Annotated in this window: 19 protein-coding genes; 3 read left to right on the top strand and 16 right to left on the bottom strand. The window is 56.8% G+C overall.

The annotated features are described in order from the left end of the window. Window positions 1-29: 29 nt before the first annotated feature. The 11 genes from yajC to HMPREF2999_RS06530 form a co-directional block, all read right to left on the bottom strand. Entirely contained in the window at window positions 30-401 is a 372-nt protein-coding gene (gene yajC, locus HMPREF2999_RS06580; RefSeq protein ID WP_070676528.1) for a preprotein translocase subunit YajC, read from the bottom strand. Window positions 402-786: 385 nt separating this feature from the next. Continuing rightward, on the bottom strand, window positions 787-1,773 hold the full coding sequence (ruvB, locus tag HMPREF2999_RS06575; RefSeq protein WP_172855776.1) for a Holliday junction branch migration DNA helicase RuvB: 987 nt from the start codon (window positions 1,771-1,773) through the stop codon (window positions 787-789). A 171-nt stretch (window positions 1,774-1,944) separates the two neighbouring features. Continuing rightward, window positions 1,945-2,565 carry a Holliday junction branch migration protein RuvA gene (ruvA, locus tag HMPREF2999_RS06570; RefSeq protein WP_005505871.1) on the bottom strand — a complete coding sequence of 207 codons (621 nt, stop codon included), beginning with the start codon at window positions 2,563-2,565 and terminating at the stop codon, window positions 1,945-1,947. Window positions 2,566-2,796: 231 nt separating this feature from the next. Further along, a complete protein-coding gene (ruvC, locus tag HMPREF2999_RS06565) occupies window positions 2,797-3,453 on the bottom strand; it encodes a crossover junction endodeoxyribonuclease RuvC (protein ID WP_049362705.1) in 657 nt (218 codons plus the stop codon). 330 nt (window positions 3,454-3,783) lie between these two features. Next, window positions 3,784-4,542, bottom strand: a complete 759-nt coding sequence (locus tag HMPREF2999_RS06560) for a YebC/PmpR family DNA-binding transcriptional regulator (RefSeq protein ID WP_005505854.1) — start codon at window positions 4,540-4,542, stop codon at window positions 3,784-3,786. A gap of 133 nt (window positions 4,543-4,675) precedes the next feature. Further along, complete coding sequence (locus tag HMPREF2999_RS06555) at window positions 4,676-5,443, bottom strand: type 1 glutamine amidotransferase (protein ID WP_070676531.1); 768 nt, start codon at window positions 5,441-5,443, stop codon at window positions 4,676-4,678. After that, window positions 5,443-6,726 (bottom strand): Mur ligase family protein, encoded by a 1,284-nt coding sequence (locus tag HMPREF2999_RS06550; RefSeq protein WP_070543618.1) that lies wholly within the window; start codon window positions 6,724-6,726, stop codon window positions 5,443-5,445. The genes HMPREF2999_RS06555 and HMPREF2999_RS06550 overlap by 1 nt, the downstream gene beginning before the upstream one ends. A 224-nt stretch (window positions 6,727-6,950) precedes the next feature. Then, window positions 6,951-8,117 (bottom strand): hypothetical protein, encoded by a 1,167-nt coding sequence (locus tag HMPREF2999_RS06545; RefSeq protein WP_070676533.1) that lies wholly within the window; start codon window positions 8,115-8,117, stop codon window positions 6,951-6,953. A 548-nt stretch (window positions 8,118-8,665) separates the two neighbouring features. Then, window positions 8,666-9,241, bottom strand: coding sequence for an HIT family protein (locus HMPREF2999_RS06540; protein WP_049350129.1), 576 nt, complete (start codon window positions 9,239-9,241; stop codon window positions 8,666-8,668). An 87-nt stretch (window positions 9,242-9,328) separates the two neighbouring features. Beyond that, window positions 9,329-9,979, bottom strand: a complete 651-nt coding sequence (locus HMPREF2999_RS06535) for a hypothetical protein (RefSeq protein WP_070676535.1) — start codon at window positions 9,977-9,979, stop codon at window positions 9,329-9,331. Between the two features lie 467 nt (window positions 9,980-10,446). Further along, the gene (locus tag HMPREF2999_RS06530; protein WP_070676537.1) at window positions 10,447-12,099 is read right to left on the bottom strand and encodes a potassium channel family protein; all 1,653 of its coding nucleotides are present in this window, start codon (window positions 12,097-12,099) and stop codon (window positions 10,447-10,449) included. 113 nt (window positions 12,100-12,212) lie between these two features. Here HMPREF2999_RS06530 and HMPREF2999_RS09410 point away from each other — a divergent pair, with 113 nt between their 5' ends. Together HMPREF2999_RS09410 and HMPREF2999_RS06525 are read left to right on the top strand one after the other, a co-directional pair. After that, window positions 12,213-12,443 (top strand): hypothetical protein, encoded by a 231-nt coding sequence (locus HMPREF2999_RS09410; protein WP_141744435.1) that lies wholly within the window; start codon window positions 12,213-12,215, stop codon window positions 12,441-12,443. 240 nt (window positions 12,444-12,683) lie between these two features. Continuing rightward, window positions 12,684-15,590 (top strand): FAD-binding and (Fe-S)-binding domain-containing protein, encoded by a 2,907-nt coding sequence (locus tag HMPREF2999_RS06525; protein WP_070676539.1) that lies wholly within the window; start codon window positions 12,684-12,686, stop codon window positions 15,588-15,590. A gap of 80 nt (window positions 15,591-15,670) precedes the next feature. Here HMPREF2999_RS06525 and HMPREF2999_RS06520 read toward each other — a convergent pair whose 3' ends face one another. Beyond that, window positions 15,671-16,345: a hypothetical protein gene (locus tag HMPREF2999_RS06520; protein WP_070676541.1), complete on the bottom strand. Its 675-nt coding sequence runs from the start codon at window positions 16,343-16,345 to the stop codon at window positions 15,671-15,673. A gap of 54 nt (window positions 16,346-16,399) precedes the next feature. After that, window positions 16,400-16,681 (bottom strand): aminotransferase, encoded by a 282-nt coding sequence (locus tag HMPREF2999_RS06515; RefSeq protein ID WP_070676543.1) that lies wholly within the window; start codon window positions 16,679-16,681, stop codon window positions 16,400-16,402. 1,172 nt (window positions 16,682-17,853) lie between these two features. Between HMPREF2999_RS06515 and HMPREF2999_RS06505 the strand changes: the two genes are divergently transcribed. Then, window positions 17,854-18,897: a GIY-YIG nuclease family protein gene (locus HMPREF2999_RS06505; RefSeq protein WP_070676545.1), complete on the top strand. Its 1,044-nt coding sequence runs from the start codon at window positions 17,854-17,856 to the stop codon at window positions 18,895-18,897. A 186-nt stretch (window positions 18,898-19,083) separates the two neighbouring features. Here the strand turns inward: HMPREF2999_RS06505 and HMPREF2999_RS06500 are convergent, their stop codons facing one another. The 3 genes from HMPREF2999_RS06500 to HMPREF2999_RS06490 form a co-directional block, all read right to left on the bottom strand. Next, complete coding sequence (locus HMPREF2999_RS06500; RefSeq protein ID WP_083315104.1) at window positions 19,084-20,601, bottom strand: ATP-dependent nuclease; 1,518 nt, start codon at window positions 20,599-20,601, stop codon at window positions 19,084-19,086. Window positions 20,602-20,978: 377 nt separating this feature from the next. Then, window positions 20,979-23,012 (bottom strand): threonine--tRNA ligase, encoded by a 2,034-nt coding sequence (gene thrS / locus HMPREF2999_RS06495; protein WP_070676549.1) that lies wholly within the window; start codon window positions 23,010-23,012, stop codon window positions 20,979-20,981. 132 nt (window positions 23,013-23,144) lie between these two features. Beyond that, entirely contained in the window at window positions 23,145-23,570 is a 426-nt protein-coding gene (locus HMPREF2999_RS06490) for an ArsR/SmtB family transcription factor (protein WP_005508792.1), read from the bottom strand. Window positions 23,571-23,824 lie beyond the last annotated feature (254 nt).

Genomic DNA, 23,824 nt, shown 5'->3' with positions numbered 1-23,824 from the left:
CACTGGGCGCCGGGCTCATACGCTCTGAATTACTTAGCAGTATCAGAAGTGGTATCGGAAGCGGGAGCTTCGGATGCGGTAGCCTCGTACGCGTCCTCGGTCAGGGGCGCTGCGGGGGCTTCATCCTCAACAAGGTTCAGGATCGCGTTCATGGACGCAGTAATCACAACGCCCTCTGCAATCTGAAGCTGCAGCTTGTTGTTCTCAATGTCAGTGCTGACAACGGTGCCGTAGACGCCGGAAGCAGTCATCACCTGATCACCGGGGACGAGTGCACGTCGCATTGCCTGCAGCGCCTCAAGCTGCTTCTGCTGGTTCTTCTTAGCGGAAGTAAAAATCCAAAAAATTGCAGCAAAGAAGACAATCGTCATGATGACGTTGATGAGGAAGTTAAGATCCATGGTCTCACTTTCACATCCGCACCCATGCCGCTCACCGCGAGGGTTGAGCGTACCAGAAGGTGTGGAATCGTAGATACAGTACGTATCCATCCTACGCGAGAGCATGAGCTTTAGTGACCCGAACCAGCGTTTTTGTGAGGTTAACCTGAGTTTTGGACTCTCTCGGCGTAATTTTATGTCGCTGGTAAAGACCGGCAGAGCCCGGCAAGAGCCCAATGGAACCCGACAGCGCCTGCAGAACCGGTAGAAAAGCTTGCCGCGCCCGCAGAAGAGCTACCGTCCCTACAGAAGAGCTACCGGGCGTACAGAGAAGCCCGCAGGAGGCGGATACCTCCCACGGGCTTACTGTGTTATCAGCTGGTGCGGGCCTAAAGCTGATACGGATCTAGAGCTGAATCTCCGGCGCTTCCAAGCCGAGGTGCTCCCACGCCGCGGGCAGAGCCACACGACCGCGCGGGGTACGACCAATCAGGCCCTCACGCACCAGGTACGGCTCGGCAACCGTCTCCACGGTCTCCGTCTCTTCACCCACCGCAATGGCGAGGGTGGACAGACCCACCGGGCCGCCGCCGAACTTGTGAATCAGCGCCTCCAGCACGGCGCGGTCCAGACGGTCCAGGCCGCGCGAATCCACCTCGTACATATCCAGCGCGGTTGCGGCATCGGTCGCGTTAATCCGGTCCACGCCGTTCACCAGCGCCCAGTCACGCACACGACGCAGCAGACGGTTCGCAATACGGGGCGTGCCACGAGAACGACCGGCAATCTCGGTGAAACCCTCGGAGGTAATCTGCATGTCCATCAGGCCCGCGCTGCGGCGCAGCACCAGCTCAAGCTCCTCCACCGAGTAGAACTCCAGGTGACCGGTAAAACCAAAACGGTCACGCAGAGGACCGGGTAGCAGGCCCGCACGGGTCGTCGCACCCACGAGGGTGAACTGCGGTAGCTCCAGCGGAATGGAGGTCGCACCCGCACCCTTACCGACCACAATGTCCACACGGAAATCTTCCATCGCCATGTAGAGCATTTCCTCAGCTGGGCGGCTCATACGGTGGATCTCATCCAGGAACAACACCTCACCGGGGGTCAGCGAGGACAGAATCGCCGCCAAATCACCCGAATGCTGAATCGCCGGGCCCGAGGTGATGCGCAGCGGCGCCTCCATCTCCGCCGCAATAATCATCGCGAGAGTGGTCTTACCCAGACCGGGAGGGCCCGACAGCAGCACATGGTCGGCGCTACGGCCACGCATCTTTGAAGCCTCCAGCACCAGGGACAGCTGCTGACGCACACGGCGCTGACCCACAAAGTCGTCCAGGGACTTAGGGCGCAGTGCCGCCTCAATCATCTTCTCTTCAGGCTCTTCTTCCATCGCCACCAGGCGCTGGGCGGGAGCTGAAGATGCCTGAGTGCCGGGCACCTGACCGGGAAAATACCCGCCGGAAACCAGGGACGCCGCGGGCTGCGGCTCATAGGGATTCTGGCTCATAGAATTCTTCTTTCACAAAAGTTTGAGTGGGATACGTCGAACAGGGCGCGCCGCTTAGTGGCGGCCCACCGTGTTCTGAGTACCCAAGGAGGCGAGCACACCACGCAGAGCCACACCCACCGGCTCAGTCTCTGCGGCAGGGTTGTGCTGCACGTAAGCGTCAATAGCGGCGGAAGCGTCCTTCTCGCTCCAGCCCAAGGAGGTGAGAGCGTCAAGCACCTGCGGCTTCCAGACAATGCCCTGGCTCAGCGGCAGCTCATCGGTCTGGCCATCGCTGAGAATCAGCTTGCCGGCAAGCTCCAGCACAATACGGCGGGCACCCTTCGGACCAATACCGGGAACCTTCGTGAACGCCTTATCGTCACCGGTCGCCACGGCGCGCTCCACCTCAGCGGCAGTGTGAACGCTCAACACCGCCAGCGCAATACGCGGACCAATACCGGAAACCGAAAGCATCATATCGAACACTTCACGCTCGGCAGGCTCCGAAAAACCGTACAGAGTCATCGACTCTTCACGCACAATCATGGTGGTCAGCACGGTAGCTTCCTCACCGGTGCGCAGCTTGGAGAGAGTACGCGCAGTAGCGTACACAAGCATGCCGAAACCGTTCACGTTAATCACCGCGTGATCAAGGCCCACCTGAGCCACACGACCGGTCAGGGATGCAATCATTTCTCTCCACCTTTCAACACCGCGCCCAGGAATAAGGCTCGCGGCAGTGTGAGGGCACCGGGAACTCCGGCACCCGCAGAACGCACTCCCCCAGTTCACGGGGAGACACTACAAGTATATTAGAATATTTCTTCTGAAATCAAGCATATATTCGAACTTCTTAGCGAATACATGCGAGCCAACAGGAGACGGCACACAGGCCCGCGAAGGCCCCCTCTAGTGGCGGCACCTCTAGCGGCGAGCGCGCGCCTCCGCCTCCATCCAGGCACGCTGCGCCGGAGTCAACGACCCGCCACGGCGAGCCTGCGCCGGGCGTGAACCCTGGTGAGTCTGCGTCTGGGCCGCCATGTTGATACCCGAACCGATGCCGCCGCCACGCCAGCCGTGACAGATCGCAATCGCCAGGGCATCGGCAGCATCGGCGGGCTTCGGCATGGAATCCAGCCCCAAAATACGGGTCACCATACGACCCACCGACGCCTTATCGGCGCGGCCGCTACCGGTCACCGCCGCCTTCACCTCCGAGGGGGTATGGAAGAACACCGGCACGCCGCGCATTGCCGCCGCAGAAATCACCGCGCCCGAAGCGTGCGCCGTACCAATCACCGTGTTCACCTGCTCCTGAGCGAAGATACGCTCAATCGCCAGGGCATCCGGCTTATAGGTGTCGAGCCAGTGGGAGGCGGCGTTGAAAATCCAGAGAATACGCTGGTCCAGAGACTCTGCCGGGATCGTGCCGGCAACACCCACGTTCACGAAGTGCGCCTTACGGTCGGCGGTCATATCGAGCATGGAGAAGCCGCAGCGGGTCAGACCCGGGTCAACACCCATGATGCGGGTTGCACCCGGCACACGCTCCACAGCGGCGGCAGTACGGTTCTCACGCATGCTATCGCGTGCGGCAGGTTGAACGGCAGCCATCATCTCCCCTTTCGACAAACTCCCTATAGAATCTCTAGATCCTAGCCCTTCAGAATCCTAGCACCCGGCACCGGGGTGTGCCACGAGCACGGTCACCGCGTAAACAATCACCGCGTGAACAGTCACCGCGCGCCCCGCGAAAAGTACCCAGCGCATCCCCAAAATGCGGTATCGCAGGCAATACAGCCCAGACGCTAAGAAGCCACTCCCCCAACCGGCCACCCTACGGCGGCTCGGTTAAAGGAGCGGCTTCTTCAAGCATCAGATATCAGAATGCGAGTGATTACTCAGCTGTGATTACTCAGCTTCCAGCTCTGCCATGACCTCAGCAGAAACGTTAGCGTTCGAGTAGACGTTCTGAACGTCGTCGAGCTCTTCAATAGCGTCTGCCAGCTTCATGAACTTCTTAGCACCCTCAGCGTCCAGGTCAACCTGCATGGTCGGGCGGAAGACCGGGTCGTCGTTGTTGTACTCCAGGCCAGCCTCGTCCAGTGCCTTACGGATCTCGGGCAGGTCGGTCGCTGCGGACACAACGGTGAAGATATCGCCCTCGTCCAGAACCTCTTCGGCACCTGCATCCAGAACAGCCATCAGAACGTCGTCCTCGGTCAGACCGTCAGTCTTGGTGACCTCAGCAACGCCCTTACGCTCGAACAGGAACGCAACCGAACCCTGGTCAGCCATGGTGCCGCCGTTACGGGTCACAGCCAGGCGAACCTCAGACGCTGCGCGGTTACGGTTATCGGTCAGACACTCAATGTACAGAGCGGTACCCTGCGGGCCGCGTGCTTCGTACATGATTTCGGTGTAGTCAATGGTCTCACCGGTCAGGCCAGCGCCACGCTTGATTGCGCGGTCAATGTTGTCGTTAGGAACGGAGTTCTTCTTCGCCTTCGACACAGCCAGGTCAAGAGCGGGGTTACCAGCAATATCAGCGCCGCCCATACGTGCTGCAACTTCAATTGCCTTAATGAACTTCGCGAAAGCCTTCGCGCGCTTAGCGTCGATAGCAGCCTTCTTGTGCTTAGTAGTCGCCCATTTAGAGTGACCGGACATTCGTATCTCCCTTAGTCAAAACCTCTGCACGGACACGGCGAAACGCCCCGCGCACTGTACTATAACTCAATCAACTATACCGTAGCGGAGGCGCACACCACCTCAGAAAGTGCACGCCACCACCAGGAATAGGCTAGCGGGGGCGGGACGCAGCCGAAGCGCGCGCCTTCTCCACCAGCGAGTCGTCAATCGTGTTCGGCGTGAACTCGCCAAACTTACGCTGAGCCGCCTGCTCAATCAGGTAGTCCGAAATCTTCGGGTTCTTCGGCAGCAGCGAACCGTGCAGGTAGGTGCCAATCACATTGTGCACGCGCGCACCCTCATACGCATCGGTCACGTTGTTACCCTCACCCTTAGTGACGGTAGCCAGCGGGGTGCAGCCGGAACCCAGGTAGGTCAGGCCCGAGTGGTTCTCAAAACCAATCACGGTGCCGAACTCCTCAGACTCCTCAACAATGTTGCCGATCAGGCGGTCATCGCCGCCGACCGTGTGCGCATCAAAAATGCCGATACCCTTCAGCACCTCACCCTCACGGGTGCGGAATTCCTTGCCGAACAGCTGGTACAGGCCACAAATGACGAGCATTGGCACGCCAGCCTCAGCCAGCGAGCGCAGCGTGTCACCGTTCGCGTGCAGGTCATCCTGAATCACGGACTGACCCGAGTCCTGGCCGCCGCCGCCCAGAATAATATCAACATCTTCCGGGAAAGGCTGACCGGGGTTGTGGTCCAGAATCTGCACGTCAAAGCCGTGCACCTGCGCGCGACGAGCCAACGCCAGAGTGTTACCCCAGTCGCCGTAAATGTTCATGTCGAGCGGGTACAGCTGCAGAATACGCAGAGTCTTACCGTTATTGGGGCCGGAGGCGGGGGTGCCCTCAAAAGTGTGAGTTGCCGTCATTAGGAAACCCTCTCAACGTCAGTGATCTTTGCGAGCTCTTCACGCAGAGCCAGCATTGCGGTGTAGGTGCAGAAAATACGCATGGGCGCGTTACCGCTGGAGGCAATGAAGCCCTTGAGCGCATCGGCGAGGTTCTCGTTGACCTCGTCAACCTTCACGCCGTCATGCTCCAGGCGCAGCGCCATATCCCAGGCGCGCACACCCGAAACCATCTGCACGCCGGTCTTCTTCAAGCTGTCGAAGTCAACATCCCACAGCCAGGACACGTCACGACCGTCAGCGTACTGGTCGTTAATCGTGATCATGGTTGCGTAGTCGTCAGCGTTCGCGCTCGCCAGGGACAGGCGGAAACCGCTCGGGTTCTTCACCAGCAGCAGCTGCAGCGGGCGGCCGTTCACGTTCAGGGTCTCACCGCGACCGAAGGCGGGGGTAATCTTCGCCAGCTCCGCGATGAGCTTATCTTCGTTGAGCTTCTCGCCCATGACGGCGCGGGTCAGTGCCATAGCGCCAGCCGCGTTGAAGATGTTGTAAATGCCGTAGAGGTTAATCTCGCCGACTCGCTCCACACCCGCCAGGTCGAAGGTTGCGGAGGTGCCGGAGAACGCGGTCAGGGTAACGTCTGCCTCGGGCAGGGTTGCCTTCGCGACGGTGCCGCCGCGCATCTCATCATCCGAGGGGAAGTACGAGCGCAGGGACTCATCCAGGCCGTAGTACTTGACGGTCACGCCAGGCTGCACGTTCTCAGCGAGGGAGCGGATGCGCGGGTCCTCACGGTTGAGCACCACGGTGCCGGTCGTTGCGGAGGCGACGGTCGCCAGCATGCGGCGGGTCGTGTCAATCTCACCGAAGCGGTCCAGCTGGTCACGCAGAACGTTCAGCAGCAGAGCGTAATCGGGCTTGACGGCCTTCACGAAGTGCACGGCGTGCGCCTCGTCCAGCTCAAGCACAGCGATATCAGCGTCAAGCTTGCCGCCGAGGGTCATCTCGCCCAGCAGTGCCGCAGCGACACCGCGCACAAAGTTCGAACCGGTGCGGTTAGTGAAAACCTTCAGACCCTGAGCTTCAAGCAGCTGCACAGCCATCTTCGTGGTGGTGGTCTTACCGTTCGTGCCGGAGACAACAACCACGCCGTAGGGCAGCTTCGCGAGCTCTTCAGCGACGAAGTCGGGGTGCAATTTTTCCATGACAAGGCCGGGGAAGGCGGAACCGCCGCCGCGAAGCTTAGTCGCGGCGCGTACGCCCTGGCCGAGAAGACGAATGAGGGGTTTGGACATGCTTACCATTTTAGTACACGCACGCCAGCGGCTGAATGGTCCGCCCGGCTCGTTCGCTCATGCCGGACGGGGCGGGGTGCGGGGGTTTTGGTGAGGGGGTTTTGTGCGGAGGGGGTGGTGTGGGCGTTTGGTGCGGCGGGGTTTTTGGGGTGAGGGTATTGGCGCGGGGCTCCGGCTAGAGCGAAGCGCCGGGGGTACTAGAACAGCGAGCCCGCCTAGTACAGTGAACCCATCTAGAACAGAGAACCCTGCACCCTCACCCGCGTGAACTCCTGCGCCGGCTCCACAAGCACATTCCGCCACGCGGCAGTATTCACCAGGAACGCCGCGTCAGCATCGCCGGTGTGGGCGCTCAAAAACTGACCCGCCGCACCCGTACAGAAGAAACCAGCCGCCCCGCTCTCCAAACCGGAATCACAGGGTGCCAGCGGTTCGGGCGATTGCGCCCGCAGAGTCGCGTACGGGCGGTTCATGGCGAGCGACGGAATCCACGGCTCATCCAGGGCGGTGAGCGGCACCTCCGGATCGGTACGTGCCAGTTCGGCGAGCGCTTCGCGGGCGCGGGCGACCGCCTCCTGGTGGGCAACACGAAGCTGTGCGCCGGGCAGCGGGTTCGTCCAGGCGCGGTACTTGCTCGCCATCTGCTTGACCTGCGGAATCTTCGCGAGGGCGGTCACGGCGTCCTCGGCGCGGCGAATAGCAAGGCCGTCGGGTGCGAGCGCAATGTAGGTGGCGGTGGCGACCGCCTGCTCGTCCAGGCGGCGCGGGGTCGAATGCAGTGAGCTGGTGCCAACCTTGTGCGTGCCGTCGGGGAAAGTCGCGATGTAGAGGCGATGCTCCAGCATGGCGTAGGCGCGCATGGATTCGGTGAGCGCTCCGGGGTACAGGTGCGCGCTGTGCAGGGCGGTAAATTCGTCGCGGGCGGTGCAGTGCGGGCACTGCTGGCCACTCTGGATGCGGGTGCCCTCGGGGCAGGGTACGCGGCGGATTCCCGCGGATTCGGGGGCGGCGTCATTGCTCGTGCCGGTGGTGTAGCCGGCGCAGTAACGGTAGAGTTCCCCCTCGCTATCGCGCGGAATACGCAACCCCAGATAGGCGCCGGGAGTCAACGGAATCTGGATGCGAACCCCGCTCGGAACGCCACGCTGCGCGGGGCTTCTTTCCTGGTTAGGGGTGCTCTCTCCCTCCGCTTGAGATGCCCGGTTATGAACTCCTTCAGCACCCCCGCCGGGCACGACCGGTTCCACCTCAATGAGCGGGCGGCGGTTGGACCAGCGGATCTGCCTCCAGATGAGCAGCTGCGGCGCGCCTGCTGAATCCCCGACAGCGGCATTATTACCGGCGGCGGGCGCAGCACTAAACTCGTCGAAAGCAGTCTCAAGCAGGTTGGGGTAGTCCATAGCATTCCACTCTAACGGGTCTGGTACATCTAGTGCTGGCAAATCTAGCGGGTCTGGCGGGTTCGTGGCACGACCGGCGGGCTCACCCTAGACGTTCCGCACATTCCCCGCGCGCTCGCCCCCACACGCATCTGCCACGCGCATCCGCAGAACACAAAAAGAGGCCAGCGTCCTTCACGCTGATCCGCACCCCTCGCAGTGTTGCCGTGCGTTCACGCACGACGGGGTGGGTTCTCAGCTGAGGCGCTGACCTCTGTGGTTGAGGCAGGGCGCTTACCCTGCCAAGCCCGAAAGCGATCGGTGACCGCTATTTTTCGGTGAGCTATGCGGTGTTTTTGGAAGCCGGAAGCTTCCCCGCAGCGTCGCTGCATTTAAAACTTTGCCATATCCAATGGACATAACATCATTCAAATACGCATCGACTGCCCAATCTGCGCATTTATGACGCAGAATTTCTGTGCACTAGCTGGCAAATTGAAGCAATTAGTGCAAAATTTCAAAATCACCAAGCCGCTCAGCCGGACTATCTGACGGATGAGCCACGCCATCTAGCTGAGGCGGGCAAACCCCTCCGCGATGGCCACACGCATATCGTCCAGCGTGCGGGACATGGTCTTGGTGTGAGCGATAATCGGCAGGAAGTTCGTATCCCCACTCCAGCGCGGCAAAATGTGCTGATGCAGGTGATCAGCAATGCCTGCGCCGCCCACCTTGCCCTGATTAATGCCAATGTTGAAGCCGTCATTATGCGACACCTCGCGCAGAACCTTCATGGCGAGCTGGGTCAGCTGCGCAATCTCCATGGTTTCTGCCTCGGTCGCATCATCGTAGAACGGGATGTGGCGGTACGGGCAGACCAGCAGGTGACCGGGGTTGTACGGGTAGAGGTTGAGAATCACGAAGGCATGCTCGCCGCGGTGCACAATCAGCGACTCCTCGTCACTGCGGCTGGGCGCAGTGCAGAAGGGGCAGGTCTTCTCGGTGTAGTCCTTCTGGCCACCGCTCACGTAGGCGGTGCGGTGAGGGGTCCACAGGCGCTGGAACTGGTCCGGCGCGCTGGGCAGCTCGAAGGAATCCTGCACCGAGGCTGCGGTGCCGTGCTCGGGGGTCGTGTTCTCGCTCATAGTCCCATTCTATAGCCCGCACGCGGCAACGGGAACGCTCCGTCCGTCATGCGTGCCAGATATGAGATAACTCCCCCGGCAGCGCGCTTAGCTGTGCTGCTTTTCCAGGTGAATGATGCGGGTGGCACCCTCATAGGTCATGGGGAAGCTCAGCACGCCGTTCTCCATGGTGAATTCCTTGGTTTCCTTATCGGAAGCGTACGGTGCGCGGCTCAGCTTCGCGCGGTCCACGTGCGAAATGTAGCTGAAGTTGCCGGTCTTCGCCTCGAAAGTGCCAGCCCAGAAGGGGGTTGCCAGCTCTTCGTGGTTCAGGTGGTAGGTGACCTCGATAATGCCGTCGTGAATGACGGCGTCCATGTAGTTCTCAAGGTTGGTAGAGTCCTGCTGAACCCAGGTGCCGTCCATGATTTTCTGCGAGCGCGCAACGGCTGCCGAGGAAGGCATGGGCGCCGCGGTGTATGCGGCAGGCTCCTGGTTGCTCGTGTTGTCCGGCGCGGGGGTCTCAGTGGGCTGAGTCGCGGTCGGGTGAATCGACGGGTCATGCGAGGCATTAACCGCCGCCTTAATTCCGGTGCTGTCGTCGCCGGGGGCGGGAACGGCGCTGGGCTCGACGGTTTCAAAAGCTGCGGGGTCAACAACCGCACTTGCGGAGGCGTTATTCGGTGCGGGTGCACACGCGGTGAGAGAGAGCGCGCCGACGAGTAGAGCGAGCGCGCCCAGAGTGGACTTAGGTGCCACGAACGTGTCCTAACAGAGTATGTGTTTGAGTGAGTTTGTGAGTTGAGTGGTGCCTCCCCGTGAGTGAGGTGGGGATACGACAACACCCCGTAGCGCATTGAGGCTACAGGGCGTTCGATAACCGGCACAGTAGATAGTTTATAGGCTCTGGCTAGGAGTTTCACCAGTAGCGGTCATTTTTAAAAAGATAGTTTGGTCACATTAGACCTTAAGTTGAGGGTTTTTCGCGCACACGAGCCCCAATTTACACTCCGCGCGGGCTAATTTTGCCTCGACAAGGCGAAATATCCCGCACGGTGGCGTGGGTGGCAATTTTCCTGCCTTCATCTTGCCTTCGCGTGGGCTCGGCGCCCAAACCCACCGCTTCAATAGGTGCGCGGTGTGGGTTTGAGCGCCGAACCTCAACTGAGCTGTTATAGCTACGCTTATATCTGCGCTGCCGCAGCCCAGCTACTATTCGCAGACTCCTACTGCTTGCGGGAACGCAGCGAGAACTTCCCACGAATAATCGTGAACGTCTGGCGGGTCTCCTCCAGCAGGGCGACCGACTCCTGCTCGCGCACCGCAACCTCATGAGATGCCGAGGAATCGGCGGATTCCTCAGTAGGTACGGCGTTCGGAGCATCTGCAGAAGCGCTCGGTGCGGCAAAACCTGTAGCGCTAAACCCAGCGGTACCGAAACCAGTATGGCGTGCCGCCTCCGCATCCGAAGGAACCGGGTGCACACCGTCTTCATCCACGACCTCACGCAACGTGTAGTCGCGGGCTTCACGGCGCGCATACTCACGAGCCAGCAGGGCACGCAACTCAGAAATCTCCTGGCGAAGATCGTCCACGTCAGCCTTGGTTGCGGGGTACTCCTGCTCCTCCCTGCCACCAAACTTTTCGATAATCCAGCTCGCGAGCGCACCGGTAGCAACCGCGACCAAGCCCCCGCCGTACAGCATGACGATCACGGCGATGACCCTGCCGATACCGGTGACCGGGTAAACGTCTCCGTAGCCGACCGTGGCGAGGGTCGTGAACATCCACCAGTAGGCGGTGGGCAGGTCACGAATCATCGCGCCCGGCTCGGAGGACTCCACCGAATAGATCGACAGGGCAAACATGATGATGAAGATCGCGGTGTAGCCGAAGAGCTTCACCGCCAGCTCTGAGAGCCTCTTATATTGGCGGTTGGTGGTCAGGTGAATCATGGCGAGGAAGCTGACAATACGCCACGCCGGCAGCAGCACAATCGCCAGGTTCATCAGGTTATGCGTGATGAAGTAGAGTCGCCGCGGCGCCAAGTACAGACGAATGCAGTAGTCGGCGGCGAATAGGCCCCACAGGATCATCTGAATGATGTTGAGGTACGCGTCGTACGGCTCCTGAATGCGTGTGCTCATGATGGGCGCGGCAAACGCGAGCAGGTACAGCACGGACGCCACGAACATGGGCGTGGAGGAACGTTCCTCCCACGCCGCCAGGTTCTTCTCGCCGCGGTACTTGCTGAGCGTGCGGAAAAGGCGGGTGCGCGGTGCGCGACGCGGCGGGTCCGTAACGGTGCGGGTGACCGTTCGGATGGTCGTGGTGTGCGTTTCAGGTTCGCCCGCGTCGATGATTTCGGGGGCACCATCAGAGCTACCCTGGGAGCCCTTCTGGTCGCCCTGCTTGCCGTGCGGGTGATGCGTGGTGCGGGTGATGCGGCGTTCCTCGCGGTGCGTGCCGTCCGGCGCATCGGTGGTGGCGTACTCTTCGACAACTTCTTCGTAGTCATCGTCGGGGTCCAGGTCGGTGGAGTAGACGGAGTGGGTGCTGTCCAGGCGGGCGCTATCAATCTGCACGGCATCAACCTGTACTGCCTCCATGCCGGGGGCGGTAGCCTCTGCGGGGCTACTTGCTGCAGCACTAGTTTTGGCGGCACTGGATTCTGCCGGTGCCGACTGGGTATAACCAGCCTTCGTGGTATTCTCAGCGGCGGCTTCAGATGCGGTAGTTTCAGATGCAACAGTTTCAGGGCGCGCAGACGCACCCACCGGGCTGTTCCCCGGAATATTGCCCGAGGTATTCCCCGAGGTATTGGGTGCTGTGCCGTTCTTTACCGTGTTGTCTGTCTGGTTCTGTTCTGCCTTATCCATAGTGTGAATGATACTCCACGCCGTTGCGTTTGCGTTTCTATTTCGTTGCACTGTGACCTTGTGCTGTGACCTTTGGGCGGCGGTCTTTACACCGCGGTTTTGTGCACGATACTGTGTCGAAATCGGGCGGCGGTTCGGTTGCGGTGGAGAACCGTTCGGGTGCGAAGATGACGGTGTATTGTGCGGGTGTGGATCGTAAGGAGCGTAGTGTGCCTGCGGGTGGCCGCGTGTTTGTGGAGGATTTGGGGGTGCGTGCTTCGGCGGGTTCTCCCCTGTTTTGTGGTGTGGTGACTTCTGATAGTACTGCTAGCTGGAATGTTACGGCCCTCGGCGGCCGCGCCTAAGGGCAACCGCGGCGTTCAGCGTGTGGTGGGTGCGCCTCCGCAAGCCCGGGCGTATTCCCGCGGAAAACCAGCAAATACGCGGCAAACCTGCCCATCAGCACGGTGTATAACCCACCCCCTTTTATGGTGACAAGTAGTCGCCAAGCTTAGCCATAGCTAACAGGAAAAGACGGTGTTCAAGAGCAGATACTGGAATAAGGACAGCATTCACACACCTGTCACCAGTAAGGAAGCAAGATCATGACCGTCGTGTCAAATACGTCCGAAGCACTCAAGTCCCCCTACGAGGACACCCTCAACCGTCTACTTTCCGATGCACGCGCAGAAGCCGTCGAATCCAGCGTCTCCGAACTCGAACGCCTCGCTATTGCACACGACGCATCCCACTACCTGCTCGTGCCCGCCGGCCTAATCCGCCCCGACTCCGCCGAAGACGTCGCCAACATCTTCCGCGCAGCCGGCGACCTCGGCCTGCCGCTGACCTTCCGCTCCGGCGGCACCTCCCTGTCCGGCCAGTCCAGCGGCGACGGCCTCATGGTCGACACCCGCCGCCACTTCAAGAAAATTGAGGTCCTTGAAGACGGCAAGAAGGTGCGCGTGCAGCCCGGCGCGACCATCATGATGGTCAACAACTACCTGGCACCCTACGGCTACAAGCTCGGCCCCGACCCGGCATCCTGGTCCGCCTGCACCGTCGGCGGTGTGGTTGCGAACAACTCCTCCGGTATGTCTTCGGGCACCAAGTACAACACGTACAACACCCTCGACTCCATGGTGTTCGTGCTCCCCAGCGGCACCATCATTGACACCGCCGAACCGGACGCTGATCAGAAGCTGCGCTCCCTCGAACCTGAACTTCACGAGGGCCTGCTGCGCCTGCGCAAGCGCGTGCTTGAGAACCCCGAATCCATGGCGAAGATCCGCCAGCAGTACTCCATGAAGAACACCATGGGTTACGGCCTGAACTCCCTGGTCGACTTTGAAACCCCCGTGGACATTCTGCAGCACCTGCTCATTGGTTCGGAAGGCACCCTCGGTTTTGTTGCTTCGGCTACCTACCGCACCCTGCCGATTCTGAAGAACATTTCCACCGGCCTGCTCGTGTTCGACAACCTGATTGATGCTGCACGCTCTGTGCCCGAACTGGTTGCTAACAAGCTCGCTACCGTCGAGCTGATGGACGCCACCAGTATTCGTGTGGCTCAGCGTACCGGCCAGGCTGCGGAGGCGCTCGCCGCCATCGACGTGAAGGACCACGCCGCCCTGCTGGTTGAGTTCCAGGGCAACTCCGAGCAGGAGCTGAGCGACCTGGCTGCCGCTGCAGCACCCATGTTTAAGAGCCTGCCGGTGGCTTCGCCGGTGTCGATGACCAGCAAGCTGTCTGAGCGTAACGCACTGTGGGCGGCACGCCGCGGCCTGTACACCACCGTTGCGGGTAACCGCCGCTCCGGCACTAACGCACTGCTTGAAGACGTGGTTGTTCCTGTTGAGGTTCTGGGTAACACCTGTAGCGACCTGACCAAGCTGTTCGACGCACACGGCTACAAGGACTCCGTGATCTTCGGTCACGCGAAGGACGGTAACATCCACTTCATGCTGAACGAGCAGTTCCGCGACCCGAAGCAGCTGGACCGCTACCGCGACTTCACCGAAGAAATGGTTCAGCTGATCCTTTCCGCTGACGGCTCGCTGAAGGCTGAGCACGGTACCGGTCGTATCATGGCGCCGTTTGTGAGCCGCCAGTTCGGTGACGAACTCTTCGACGTGATGCGCCAGATCAAGCGCCTCATTGACCCGAAGGGCTTCATGAACCCGGGCGTTCTGCTGGTTGAGCCGGACACCGACTACGTGACCGACCTGAAGGTCGCTGAGACTGTTGAGGAAGAAGTCGACCGCTGTGTGGAGTGCGGCTACTGCGAGCCGGTCTGCCCCTCCCGCAACCTGACTTTGACCCCGCGTAAGCGCATCGTGCTGCGCCGTGAAATTGCCGCCGCCGAGGCGAACGGCGACCACGAGCTCGCTGAGCGTCTGCGTAAGGAATACGAGTACTACGGCATTGAGACCTGTGCCGTGGACGGCATGTGCCAGACCCGCTGCCCCGTGAACATCAACACCGGTGACCTGATTCGCCGCCTGCGTTCTGAGAACCAGGACAAGCTGGCCGCCACCGGCTGGAAGGTTGCCGCACAGCAGTGGGGCGTCATGGATAAGGTCGCCGGTAAGGCCCTGACTGTGGCGAAGAAGCTGCCGTTCCCCGTGGTGCACGGCACCACCAACATTGCCCGTAAGGTCATGGGTGACGACATGGTTCCTTCCTACAAGAAGGACCTGCCGGTTGGTGGCCCGGCACGTAAGCCGCACAAGGACGCGACCGCTGAGATTGTGTTCTTCCCCGCCTGCGTGAACGCCATGTTCGGCGGTGTGGACGGCGAGGGCAAGCACGACCCGGTCAACGCAACCCAGGCGTTCATCCGCCTGTGCGAGCGTGCGGGCGTGAAGTACCGCATCCCCGACAATATTGGTGAGATGTGCTGCTCCACCCCGTGGAAGTCGAAGGGGTTCACCGACGGCTACTCGATTATGAGTGACCGTGTGCTGAAGTCCCTGTGGGAGGCTACTGACGGTGGCCGCCTGCCGGTCGTGTGTGACGCTTCGTCCTGTACTGAGGGCCTTGAGGTGATGCGCGAGAAGGTTATTAAGGCGCTTGAGCACAAGATCGTGAACGGCCTGAAGCCGGGTGAGCCGGACTACTCGCGTCTGCGCATGTACGATGCGGTTCAGTTCGCCGCCGATAACATGCTGGATAAGCTGAGCGTGTCTGCTCCCCTGCCGTCGGTTGCGCTGCACCCGACCTGCTCCATGACTCACCTGGGTACTCAGCCTGCGTTTGAGAAGCTCGCGAACGCGATAAGTGACGACGTGTACGTGCCGAAGCACTGGGGTTGCTGTGGTTATGCGGGTGACCGCGGTATGCTGCACCCGGAACTGACGGCGAGCGCTACGGAGGCGGAGGCTGCGGAGCTGAGCGAGCAGAAGCAGTTCGCCGCATACATTTCGGCTAACCGTACCTGTGAGCAGGGCATGACGGAGGCGACCGGCCACAGCTACCAGAACGTGCTGCAGCTGCTGGAACGCACCACCCGCTAATTAGGGTTGAGCGCATAGCGGCATAAAGAAGGGACCCGGCGGGCTATCTGATGGATAGTCTGCCGGGTCCGTTTTACTTGTCAATTACTTTGTGTTCCTATAAATCCAAATAAAATAAGAACCAAAACGACAGGAGCAAAAATAATTGCAAGTAAGAAAGAAAGAAGAACATCTCCAACAATAATCACAAGCAACATAAATTTATTATTACTAGAAATGATGACATCATGCCCACTTTTTAATACAAAAAGATCAAAAATACCGATAATTGCAAGACAAATTGGGGCGTTATAAAAAATAAAGAACGACGAGTGAAAATCACCGATCCTACCGTAATCTATAAGTGAAGATATGGCAAATACAAGCACAAATATAGAATCGGGAGGGTCACTAACGATTCTCCAAATATCATAATCCTCAATTCGATGCCTCAGACCATTTAGGTAGTAGCTACTTGAAGAAGCTGCAAGGATAGACAGCAGGAAAAATAGCCATGTCTCTTCACCGTTTTTAACGCGAGAGATGAAACTATTAATAGGGGCAACCATTTGCCCTAATCCAGCATAATTAAAACCTTCAAGGATAATCCTCAAAGCAAGACCATCCTCAACACCCTTCACCCAACCATCAGGGAAAAAGCTAATAATTATTGCAATTGCATAAACCGAGACAAGAATCTTTGGAAGCCCTTTCAACAACGTTTTAGCTAGAGAATAATCCTTAAGCTTCCCCAAAGCCTCATTTATAACAAACACTACCTACTGCACCTCATCTAGTGAATACGTTAGATTCTTAAACAAAACATTAATTTAATACATTGATATCATGTCGTCACTACCCATAAGGCGGGCGCGAAGCTCCCCATCAGCCTCAGTCACGATAATGACCGGTTTACCGCCCGCGACCTTGCGTGCACGGTCGAGTACGTCAGCCTCATCTTCACCGGGAGCCGCAGGGATAACATGACACTCCCCTCCCGCCTTCTGCGCAGCGAGTGCAACAAGCGCCCTGTGTTCCGGGTTTCGGCGAGCAGACAGGTTGAAACGGCCTGCAATACGAGCCCGCTCCTTCATCACCTCAATGCTTGCCATTCTTCAATCCTTTCAAATGCGCCTTCTACGATAAAGGCTGTTGCTTCTTCGTAAGCGGCGTTGCTTTCCATAATACTATTCAGGGGTCGGTTCTCTTCGACTATGTAATAGCGAAGGCACAGGTATACCCGCGCAAGCACCGTGCTTGACCGCCGCCGTCGCGCAAAAAGATTGGGAACAACTAGGTGCGAGTACAGGATTTCAAACGAACCCTAGTGCGCTACCGTAGACACACCATATGGCACAGACACACAAAAGAGAGGTAGGGCTGACAATAGCCCTACCTCTAAGATGTTTTAAGATAGCACGGTTGACTAGTCATGATTCCTGAATGCAAAGAAGTACATGGTAGCCGATACCAAACCCATACCTAAGGAAATCATAAGAACGTTTGGTGAACAAAGATTTCCCATTCCCTGAATCACTGTCAAGAACAGACAGGAAAGAGAAAATACGAGGATAAAAGCACCGATGCTCTGAAAACTAATACTTTTCATAATATACCTCCTTGGTTGCTTATAATTCACCTCGGCAGCTCCATGCAGCTACTCCCAGCTGAGCGGCCAAACTGGGAAGACCCCCAGCCCCCTTTTCTCAGTTGTAGCACCTATTTTCGACTATTAGATAGTCCAATAATCAATACTGCTATCGAGATGCCGTAGAGAATTCCAAGCACCATGTCGCTGACATTTGACACTACGTTCAAGATAATTGCCAGGATCAGGAACAGCATCCCAACAGGAACATACTTATTCGACTTCATACGCTCGTGCTCCCTCAACAATCAACAGTGAGACATCATTTTCAGGACCATCCAGCTACCCATTTTCTGAATGACTATGGACGTTCACCTCACTACCATGCTATCAGTCTGGAGCCAAGTCTGACCAGGAAAAGATGACCTGTGGAAAACAGTGCAAGCCGCTTTGACATCAACAAAGTTTATGGCTTGCAACTGTTGGTCAGGTTATTCGCTAGATGCACTCTTACAGAACCTTGAGGGTCCTCGTGGCTAACTCACCCCCAAGCAAAAAAGAGGACCCGGCAGGCTACCCAAAATGGATGGCCAGCCGGGTCCTCTTTGTGTATGACTGATGCAGGCTTCCCCAAGCCTCATGGCTGTATCATTACTAGTGGAGATTTTTACTAACTCACGACGGCAAAGGAGCATCGTGTCTACCGTTCACACTACCGTTCAGCTACATACGACCCTCTGGGAAGGCGATGTTACGGAACGTGTTACCTACCAGCTATATAACCGCAACATCACGATTGATAAGTTGCCTCGTACCCTATTGGATAAGTACAAGGAGGAGGACGAGCTACAATTCTCGGGTATCTACTTCCTCACGAACTCTTCAGTTGATAATCTGCGTATCTATGTCGGTCAGGCTGCAAAGCGCGTAAACGGTAATGGACTCATGGGTCGCATTCGTGAGCATGACCGCCAAAAAGATTTCTGGGATACTGCATATCTAATTGCCCCTACCGATAATTCGTGGGAAGCGACGGAACTCAACTATCTGGAGAGCGCATTCTGCCGTCAGGCGCAGAAGGCCAATCGCTACGCATTGGAAAATGGCAATATACCATTCTCGGGGAATATCGCGAAGGTCAAGAAGGCTATTCTCCGTCCCTTCGTCCATGAGGTTCTTCTGATGCTTCGTGCGAGCGGTCACTACATGTTTGAGCCAGTCCCGACTTTGGATAAGGTTGCTTCAAGTGTTACTAATTCGCATTCGGAGACAGAACAGAACGCACAGGAGGGCCATTCCGAGGAGACTCCTATCGTTGCAACCCCATTTCCCGACGATTCTCGCCCAGAGTCTCACCCGGCTTTCACTGACGCAGTGTTCCGTATCAAGCGCAAGAAGATGGCAAACCCCGCTCGTGCACGAATCGTAGGCTCCCCTGGGGAACGCGTGAACGTCGAAGTTTTCGAGGGTGAGGTTCTTCCTGTACGCAAGCCCACGAAGGCTGATCCTAGGTATCTGAAGGAGCTGGAGGCTCTCGAGGAGGCACGTGATAAACAGCGTGCAGCTGGTTGCCTGGAGGGCCTGCGAATTGTGATTCCAATTGAATTTACGAGCCAGTCTGCTGCATCCAAGTTTGTGGTCGGCAGTTCATCGAGCGGTAATGCTGATTGGGTGCTCGAATCTGACCCTAGCATTTCGCTAGGTGCGTTCCTCCAGAACCTTGAGGGTTCACAGGGGTAACCCCTTTTCCTATAACCACATCTGAAGAAGACCTGGTGGGTACTACTTTGGTAACATCCACCAGGTCTTTTTCATATAAAATTTTAAAAATTTTCTTCTACTCACACATAATATATGCCACCAATCTATTGATTAAAATAAATTCAATATATAACTGAATTTATTAGTTATCCACAACATCTACATTTAAGGCTTCAATGGCAGACTCAAAATGGCAGACTCGAGCTCTTTAATAGCTTCCCCCAGTTGATCTGTTGTATATTTGTCATTCTTAGGATTTTCTGGATGATGAACTGAATTTCTCACATAAACACAGAGAGGAACATTAAAAGGTTTATAAGACTTTACCTCATTTCCATTACCATCCTCATTCACAAACTCCTTTATCCAAATCTCAGTTGAATTTACACCATACTCATTTAGACTCTTAATCATTTCATTTTCCCGCAAAGACTTACCTTTGACCTTTACCTGAAAATGACCATAAAGTTCATCCATAAATTCAACACTTGGAACACCGAAAACATAATAATTAATTGCATTCCATGAAATGTACGGCAAATTGCATTTGTTTAATTCAGTATATGCAAAAGTCCTTCCACCATTCTGATTATCACCAAAAATAATAACGGCAGAGTCATCAGGGCTGAAATTTTGTAACATATAGGGGGAATGTGTCACAAGGAGAACCTGTTGCTTTTTAGAAATTCCCCTCACTGCCTCGATCAACTTGATCTGAGCCCTCGGATGCAACCATGTTTCAGGCTCATCCAATCCAAAAATATTTTTACTATACTTATTGATATCTCCGGCAGTTTTTTTGGCATAAACTTGCAGCAGGGCAATCATAAAAGCTCGCTGTAGACCTGTTCCTTTATTCTCAAGACTAGTCTCATCATCACCATCATCTCCGTTAGACATAACGACTCGACCAGACTTGAGGAAGGAAGATGCATCAGGCATATCGAACATAAATTTTGCTCGAATATCTTTTGCATATTGATCGAAAAGTAACTCATTTAACTCACCTTCTAAATCAGCTAAAGCATTTTGCACACTGCCCTCACTATCTCGAACAAATAATTCAGCATGAGCTTTATTAAATTTTTCCCATAACTGATGTTTGGTAATGTCTGATACACATTCTGCAACGAGCTTTCCTAAAGTTTTAGTTGTCGCCATATTGGCATGCTCACTAGGAGTTTCATCAGCATATATAAAATTAAAATCAAAAAGCTTCTTAGGCGCTGCATCGATTCCAGTAACATTCTCATACCGCCCCTCTTCCGGCTTCTCACCCTGCCTCCAGAAAGCTACCTTCTTAGAATCAATTTTTACGCTTCTTCCATTTTGCTCAATTGACTCCTCCTGTGACTGACGTCGAACTCTAAGAATTTTATTGTCACCTTTTCCATCATCAAAAAGATATGGAATAAGTTTATTTAAAGATTCTTCACGTAAAATATCCTCCAGGTCATCCCCAGCAATATCTATAATAACTTTTGAACAATCAGTATTATTTGTATAAATTTTAGATTCATCTCTTGATGAGAAGCTCTTCAAGTAATCTAAAGCATGCAAAATAGAAGATTTTCCACTATTATTTTCGCCCACAAGATAGTTTAAACCCGGGGATAAGAAAATTTCCTCTTTCCCGGAAAAGCAACGTATATTTTCTAATTCAATACGTTTGATGTACATCATACCTCCTTGTATAGTTACGGAATAATTCAATAAGTTTCAGCAGTATTTCCCTTATAAGCTCCTCCTCAAACTTGCGAAAATAGCATGTCCAGCAATATAAGTACATACAAGGTACTTAAATCACACTCAGACATCCTTATCCGAATCGTACAATTACCGGCACTTACGAACGGCAACGAACGTTAGCGCCATCACTTACATTAGCACGAAGACACGCCCCCGGACTAGGGGAAACTCCACCACAACACACTTTTCTGCACCCAACCGCACTCCCCTGCTATCGCCTCCTTAATGCACGCAAAAACCACCCCCTCCGCAGCTTGTCGCCACGAAGGGGGTGGTTTTCTATATAGCTAGGTTAGAAGCCTAACCCCTTATTACTCAGCAGTTTCAGCGCTGGGCTTGGGGTCTTCGTTCACGCGGTTGCGGATATGCTCCACAATACGTGCCACAGCCTCATCCACGGGCACGCCGTTCTCCTGCTTGTTGCCGCGGAAACGGAACGAAACAGCGCCGTGCTCCGCATCCTCACCGCCAGCAATCAGAATGAACGGAACCTTCTCAGTAGACGCAGTACGAATCTTCTTGGTGAAGCGATCCGAACCGTAGTCCACCTCAACACGCACGCCGTGCGCACGCAGCTTGTCCGCGATCTCGGTCATGTAGTCGTTGAACGCCTCAGCCACCGGCACACCAATGACCTGAACCGGCGAGAGCCATGCCGGGAACGCACCCGCATAGTGCTCGGTCAGCACACCCAGGAAGCGCTCAATCGAGCCGAACTTCGCCGAGTGAATCATGACCGGCTCCTGCACGGTACCGTCAGCAGCCTGGTACTCCAGACCGAAACGGCTCGGCTGGTTAAAGTCGTACTGAACGGTCGACATCTGCCAGGTACGGCCAATCGCGTCCTTCGCCTGAACCGAAATCTTCGGGCCGTAGAACGCAGCCCCACCCGGATCCGGGACGAGCTCCAGGCCGGTCTCCTTCGCAACCTGCTCCAGAACCGCGGTAGCCTCCTCCCACTGCTCATCGGTACCGATGAACTTGTCCTTCTTATCACCCTCAGTGTCGCGGGTGGACAGCTCAAGGTAGAAGTCAGTCATGCCGAAGTCCTCAAGCAGGCTCAGCATGAACTTCAGCAGGTGACGCACCTCGTCCGGTGCCTGCTCCTTCGTCACATACGAGTGAGAGTCGTCCTGGGTGATCATGCGCACACGGGTCAGGCCCTGCAGCACGCCGGACTTCTCGTCACGGTACACGGTGCCGAACTCGAAGAAACGCAGCGGCAGCTCACGGTACGAACGGCCACGAGAACGGTAAATCTCGTTGTGCATCGGGCAGTTCATAGCCTTCAGGCGGTAATGACCGTTATCCAGCTCCATAGGCGGGAACATGCCGTCCGCATAGTACGGAAGGTGACCAGAAGTGTAGAACAGGTCTTCCTTCGAAATGTGCGGGGTGCTGACGTACTGGAAACCCTCCTGAATGTGGCGGGTACGCACGTAGTCTTCCATCTCGCGCTTAATCACGCCACCCTTAGGGTGAATCACCGGCAGGCCGGGGCCAATGTTCTTCGGGAAGGAGAACAGGTCCAGCTCACGGCCCAGACGGCGGTGGTCACGGCGCTCCGCCTCAGCGATGCGCTCCTTGTACGCCACCAGCTCGTCCTTAGTCGGCCAAGCGGTACCGTAAATACGCTGCAGCATGGGGTTCTTCTCAGAACCGCGCCAGTACGCGCCACCGGCACGCATCAGGGCGTAACCGTTAGCAATCAGCTTGGTGTTCGGCAGGTGCGGGCCGCGGCAGAGGTCCTTCCAGACGGTCTCGCCGGTCTTCGGGTGCACGTTGTCGTAAATGGTGATTTCACCCTCGCCGACCTCCACGGATGCGCCCTCGGCAGCATCCGCACCAGAACCGGGGCCCTGGGTCAGGGAGAGCAGCTCCAGCTTGTACGGCTCGTTCGCCATCTCGGCGACAGCCTCGTCGTGGGTGACCACACGGCGGCGGAACAGCTGACCGGACTTGATGATCTTAATCATCGACTTCTCGATCTTCTTCAGATCTTCCGGGGTGAACGGCTCAGCCACATCAAAGTCAAAGTAGAAGCCGTCAGTAATGTACGGGCCAATGCCCAGCTTGGCGTCCTTGCGGTACTCCTGCACCGCCTGCGCCATCACGTGCGCAGCGGAGTGGCGCAGAACGTTCAGGCCGTCCGGTTCATGAATGAAAACCGGCTCAACGGAGTCGCCAGCAGACAGCTCGTGGGAGAGATCAACAAGCACGCCGTTCACGCGTGCCACAACGATCTTCGGGTCGTCAGCGAACAGCTCAGCGGCAGTCTTCGCGGTGACCTCGCGCTCCTCACCAGAAACGCTAATAACAATTGCTGAAGAATCAGCGGCAGACATAAGTCTCCTTAACTCAGGCGCAAGCGTGCCACTCTGGGCGCCGCCGGTGCGCATACTATTCCGCACTGTACTGGTGCACGGACACACACCATCTTACAACGGCTCCCAGCCAACGCTCAGCTTAAGGGCAAACTAGTCCGCATGATGCTCACGCGTATGCTCATACACGTCAACCACAATGTGGCTAATATGGTCGTCCTTCAGACGGTAAATGGTGGTGCGGCCCTGCTGCTCACGGTCAATCACGTGCGCCTCACGCAGGATGCGCAGGTGGTGCGAAGCGAGCGGCTGCGAAATGCCCAGGCAGGTGTGCAGTTCGCTCACGCTGTGCGGGCGGTGCATCAGGTGGTGCGCAATCGCCAGGCGTAGCGGGTTCGCTAGCGCAGAGAAAATCGCCACGGACGGGCCAAACTGTTCCTCCCAGTCTTTGGGGCCGCTGCCTTCGAGGAGGGGCGCGTTGGTGGGCACCTCGTGGGTATGATCCGATGCATGCTCGTGGGCATGGTCAGTGTGGGTGGTGTTAGTTTCGGTCTGGTCTGTGTGCTGGCTCTGAGTCATAGTATTTTCACCTTATGTACAGGAAAGGGGGCACGTCAAGGAAGTTACGCCTGTGCGGCGTGCTTTCTTGAGCGTGCCCCTCTCCCCTATGTGCGCTGATGCTCGCTGGTGTTGCTGGTGCGCTGTATGCGGCTGATCCGATGCCGTTGCAGCTGTCGGTGCGTTGTCATTGTGGCGGCAACGTCGTGGACCACCGCCCTCCTAGAGCGGTTCATCACATTGCGGTCATAATGCCTAGCGCCGTGCCCTAACTG

It is taken from the genome of Rothia sp. HMSC066H02, assembly GCF_001814995.1.
Lineage (GTDB): Bacteria > Actinomycetota > Actinomycetes > Actinomycetales > Micrococcaceae > Rothia > Rothia mucilaginosa.
Note: the sequence above shows the minus strand (reverse complement) of the source record. Positions and strands in the feature narration are given on the sequence as shown.

What these genes read in the sequence shown, in the direction of transcription:
- yajC (WP_070676528.1), bottom strand. Translation starts at nt 401, where the DNA reads ATGGATCTTAACTTCCTCATCAACGTCATCATGACGATTGTCTTCTTT.
- ruvB (WP_172855776.1), bottom strand. Translation starts at nt 1,773, where the DNA reads ATGGAAGAAGAGCCTGAAGAGAAGATGATTGAGGCGGCACTGCGCCCT.
- ruvA (WP_005505871.1), bottom strand. Translation starts at nt 2,565, where the DNA reads ATGATTGCATCCCTGACCGGTCGTGTGGCTCAGGTGGGCCTTGATCAC.
- ruvC (WP_049362705.1), bottom strand. Translation starts at nt 3,453, where the DNA reads ATGCGTGAGAACCGTACTGCCGCCGCTGTGGAGCGTGTGCCGGGTGCA.
- HMPREF2999_RS06560 (WP_005505854.1), bottom strand. Translation starts at nt 4,542, where the DNA reads ATGTCCGGTCACTCTAAATGGGCGACTACTAAGCACAAGAAGGCTGCT.
- HMPREF2999_RS06555 (WP_070676531.1), bottom strand. Translation starts at nt 5,443, where the DNA reads ATGACGGCAACTCACACTTTTGAGGGCACCCCCGCCTCCGGCCCCAAT.
- HMPREF2999_RS06550 (WP_070543618.1), bottom strand. Translation starts at nt 6,726, where the DNA reads ATGGTAAGCATGTCCAAACCCCTCATTCGTCTTCTCGGCCAGGGCGTA.
- HMPREF2999_RS06545 (WP_070676533.1), bottom strand. Translation starts at nt 8,117, where the DNA reads ATGGACTACCCCAACCTGCTTGAGACTGCTTTCGACGAGTTTAGTGCT.
- HMPREF2999_RS06540 (WP_049350129.1), bottom strand. Translation starts at nt 9,241, where the DNA reads ATGAGCGAGAACACGACCCCCGAGCACGGCACCGCAGCCTCGGTGCAG.
- HMPREF2999_RS06530 (WP_070676537.1), bottom strand. Translation starts at nt 12,099, where the DNA reads ATGGATAAGGCAGAACAGAACCAGACAGACAACACGGTAAAGAACGGC.
- HMPREF2999_RS06525 (WP_070676539.1), top strand. Translation starts at nt 12,684, where the DNA reads ATGACCGTCGTGTCAAATACGTCCGAAGCACTCAAGTCCCCCTACGAG.
- HMPREF2999_RS06515 (WP_070676543.1), bottom strand. Translation starts at nt 16,681, where the DNA reads ATGGCAAGCATTGAGGTGATGAAGGAGCGGGCTCGTATTGCAGGCCGT.
- HMPREF2999_RS06500 (WP_083315104.1), bottom strand. Translation starts at nt 20,601, where the DNA reads ATGATGTACATCAAACGTATTGAATTAGAAAATATACGTTGCTTTTCC.
- thrS (WP_070676549.1), bottom strand. Translation starts at nt 23,012, where the DNA reads ATGTCTGCCGCTGATTCTTCAGCAATTGTTATTAGCGTTTCTGGTGAG.
- HMPREF2999_RS06490 (WP_005508792.1), bottom strand. Translation starts at nt 23,570, where the DNA reads ATGACTCAGAGCCAGCACACAGACCAGACCGAAACTAACACCACCCAC.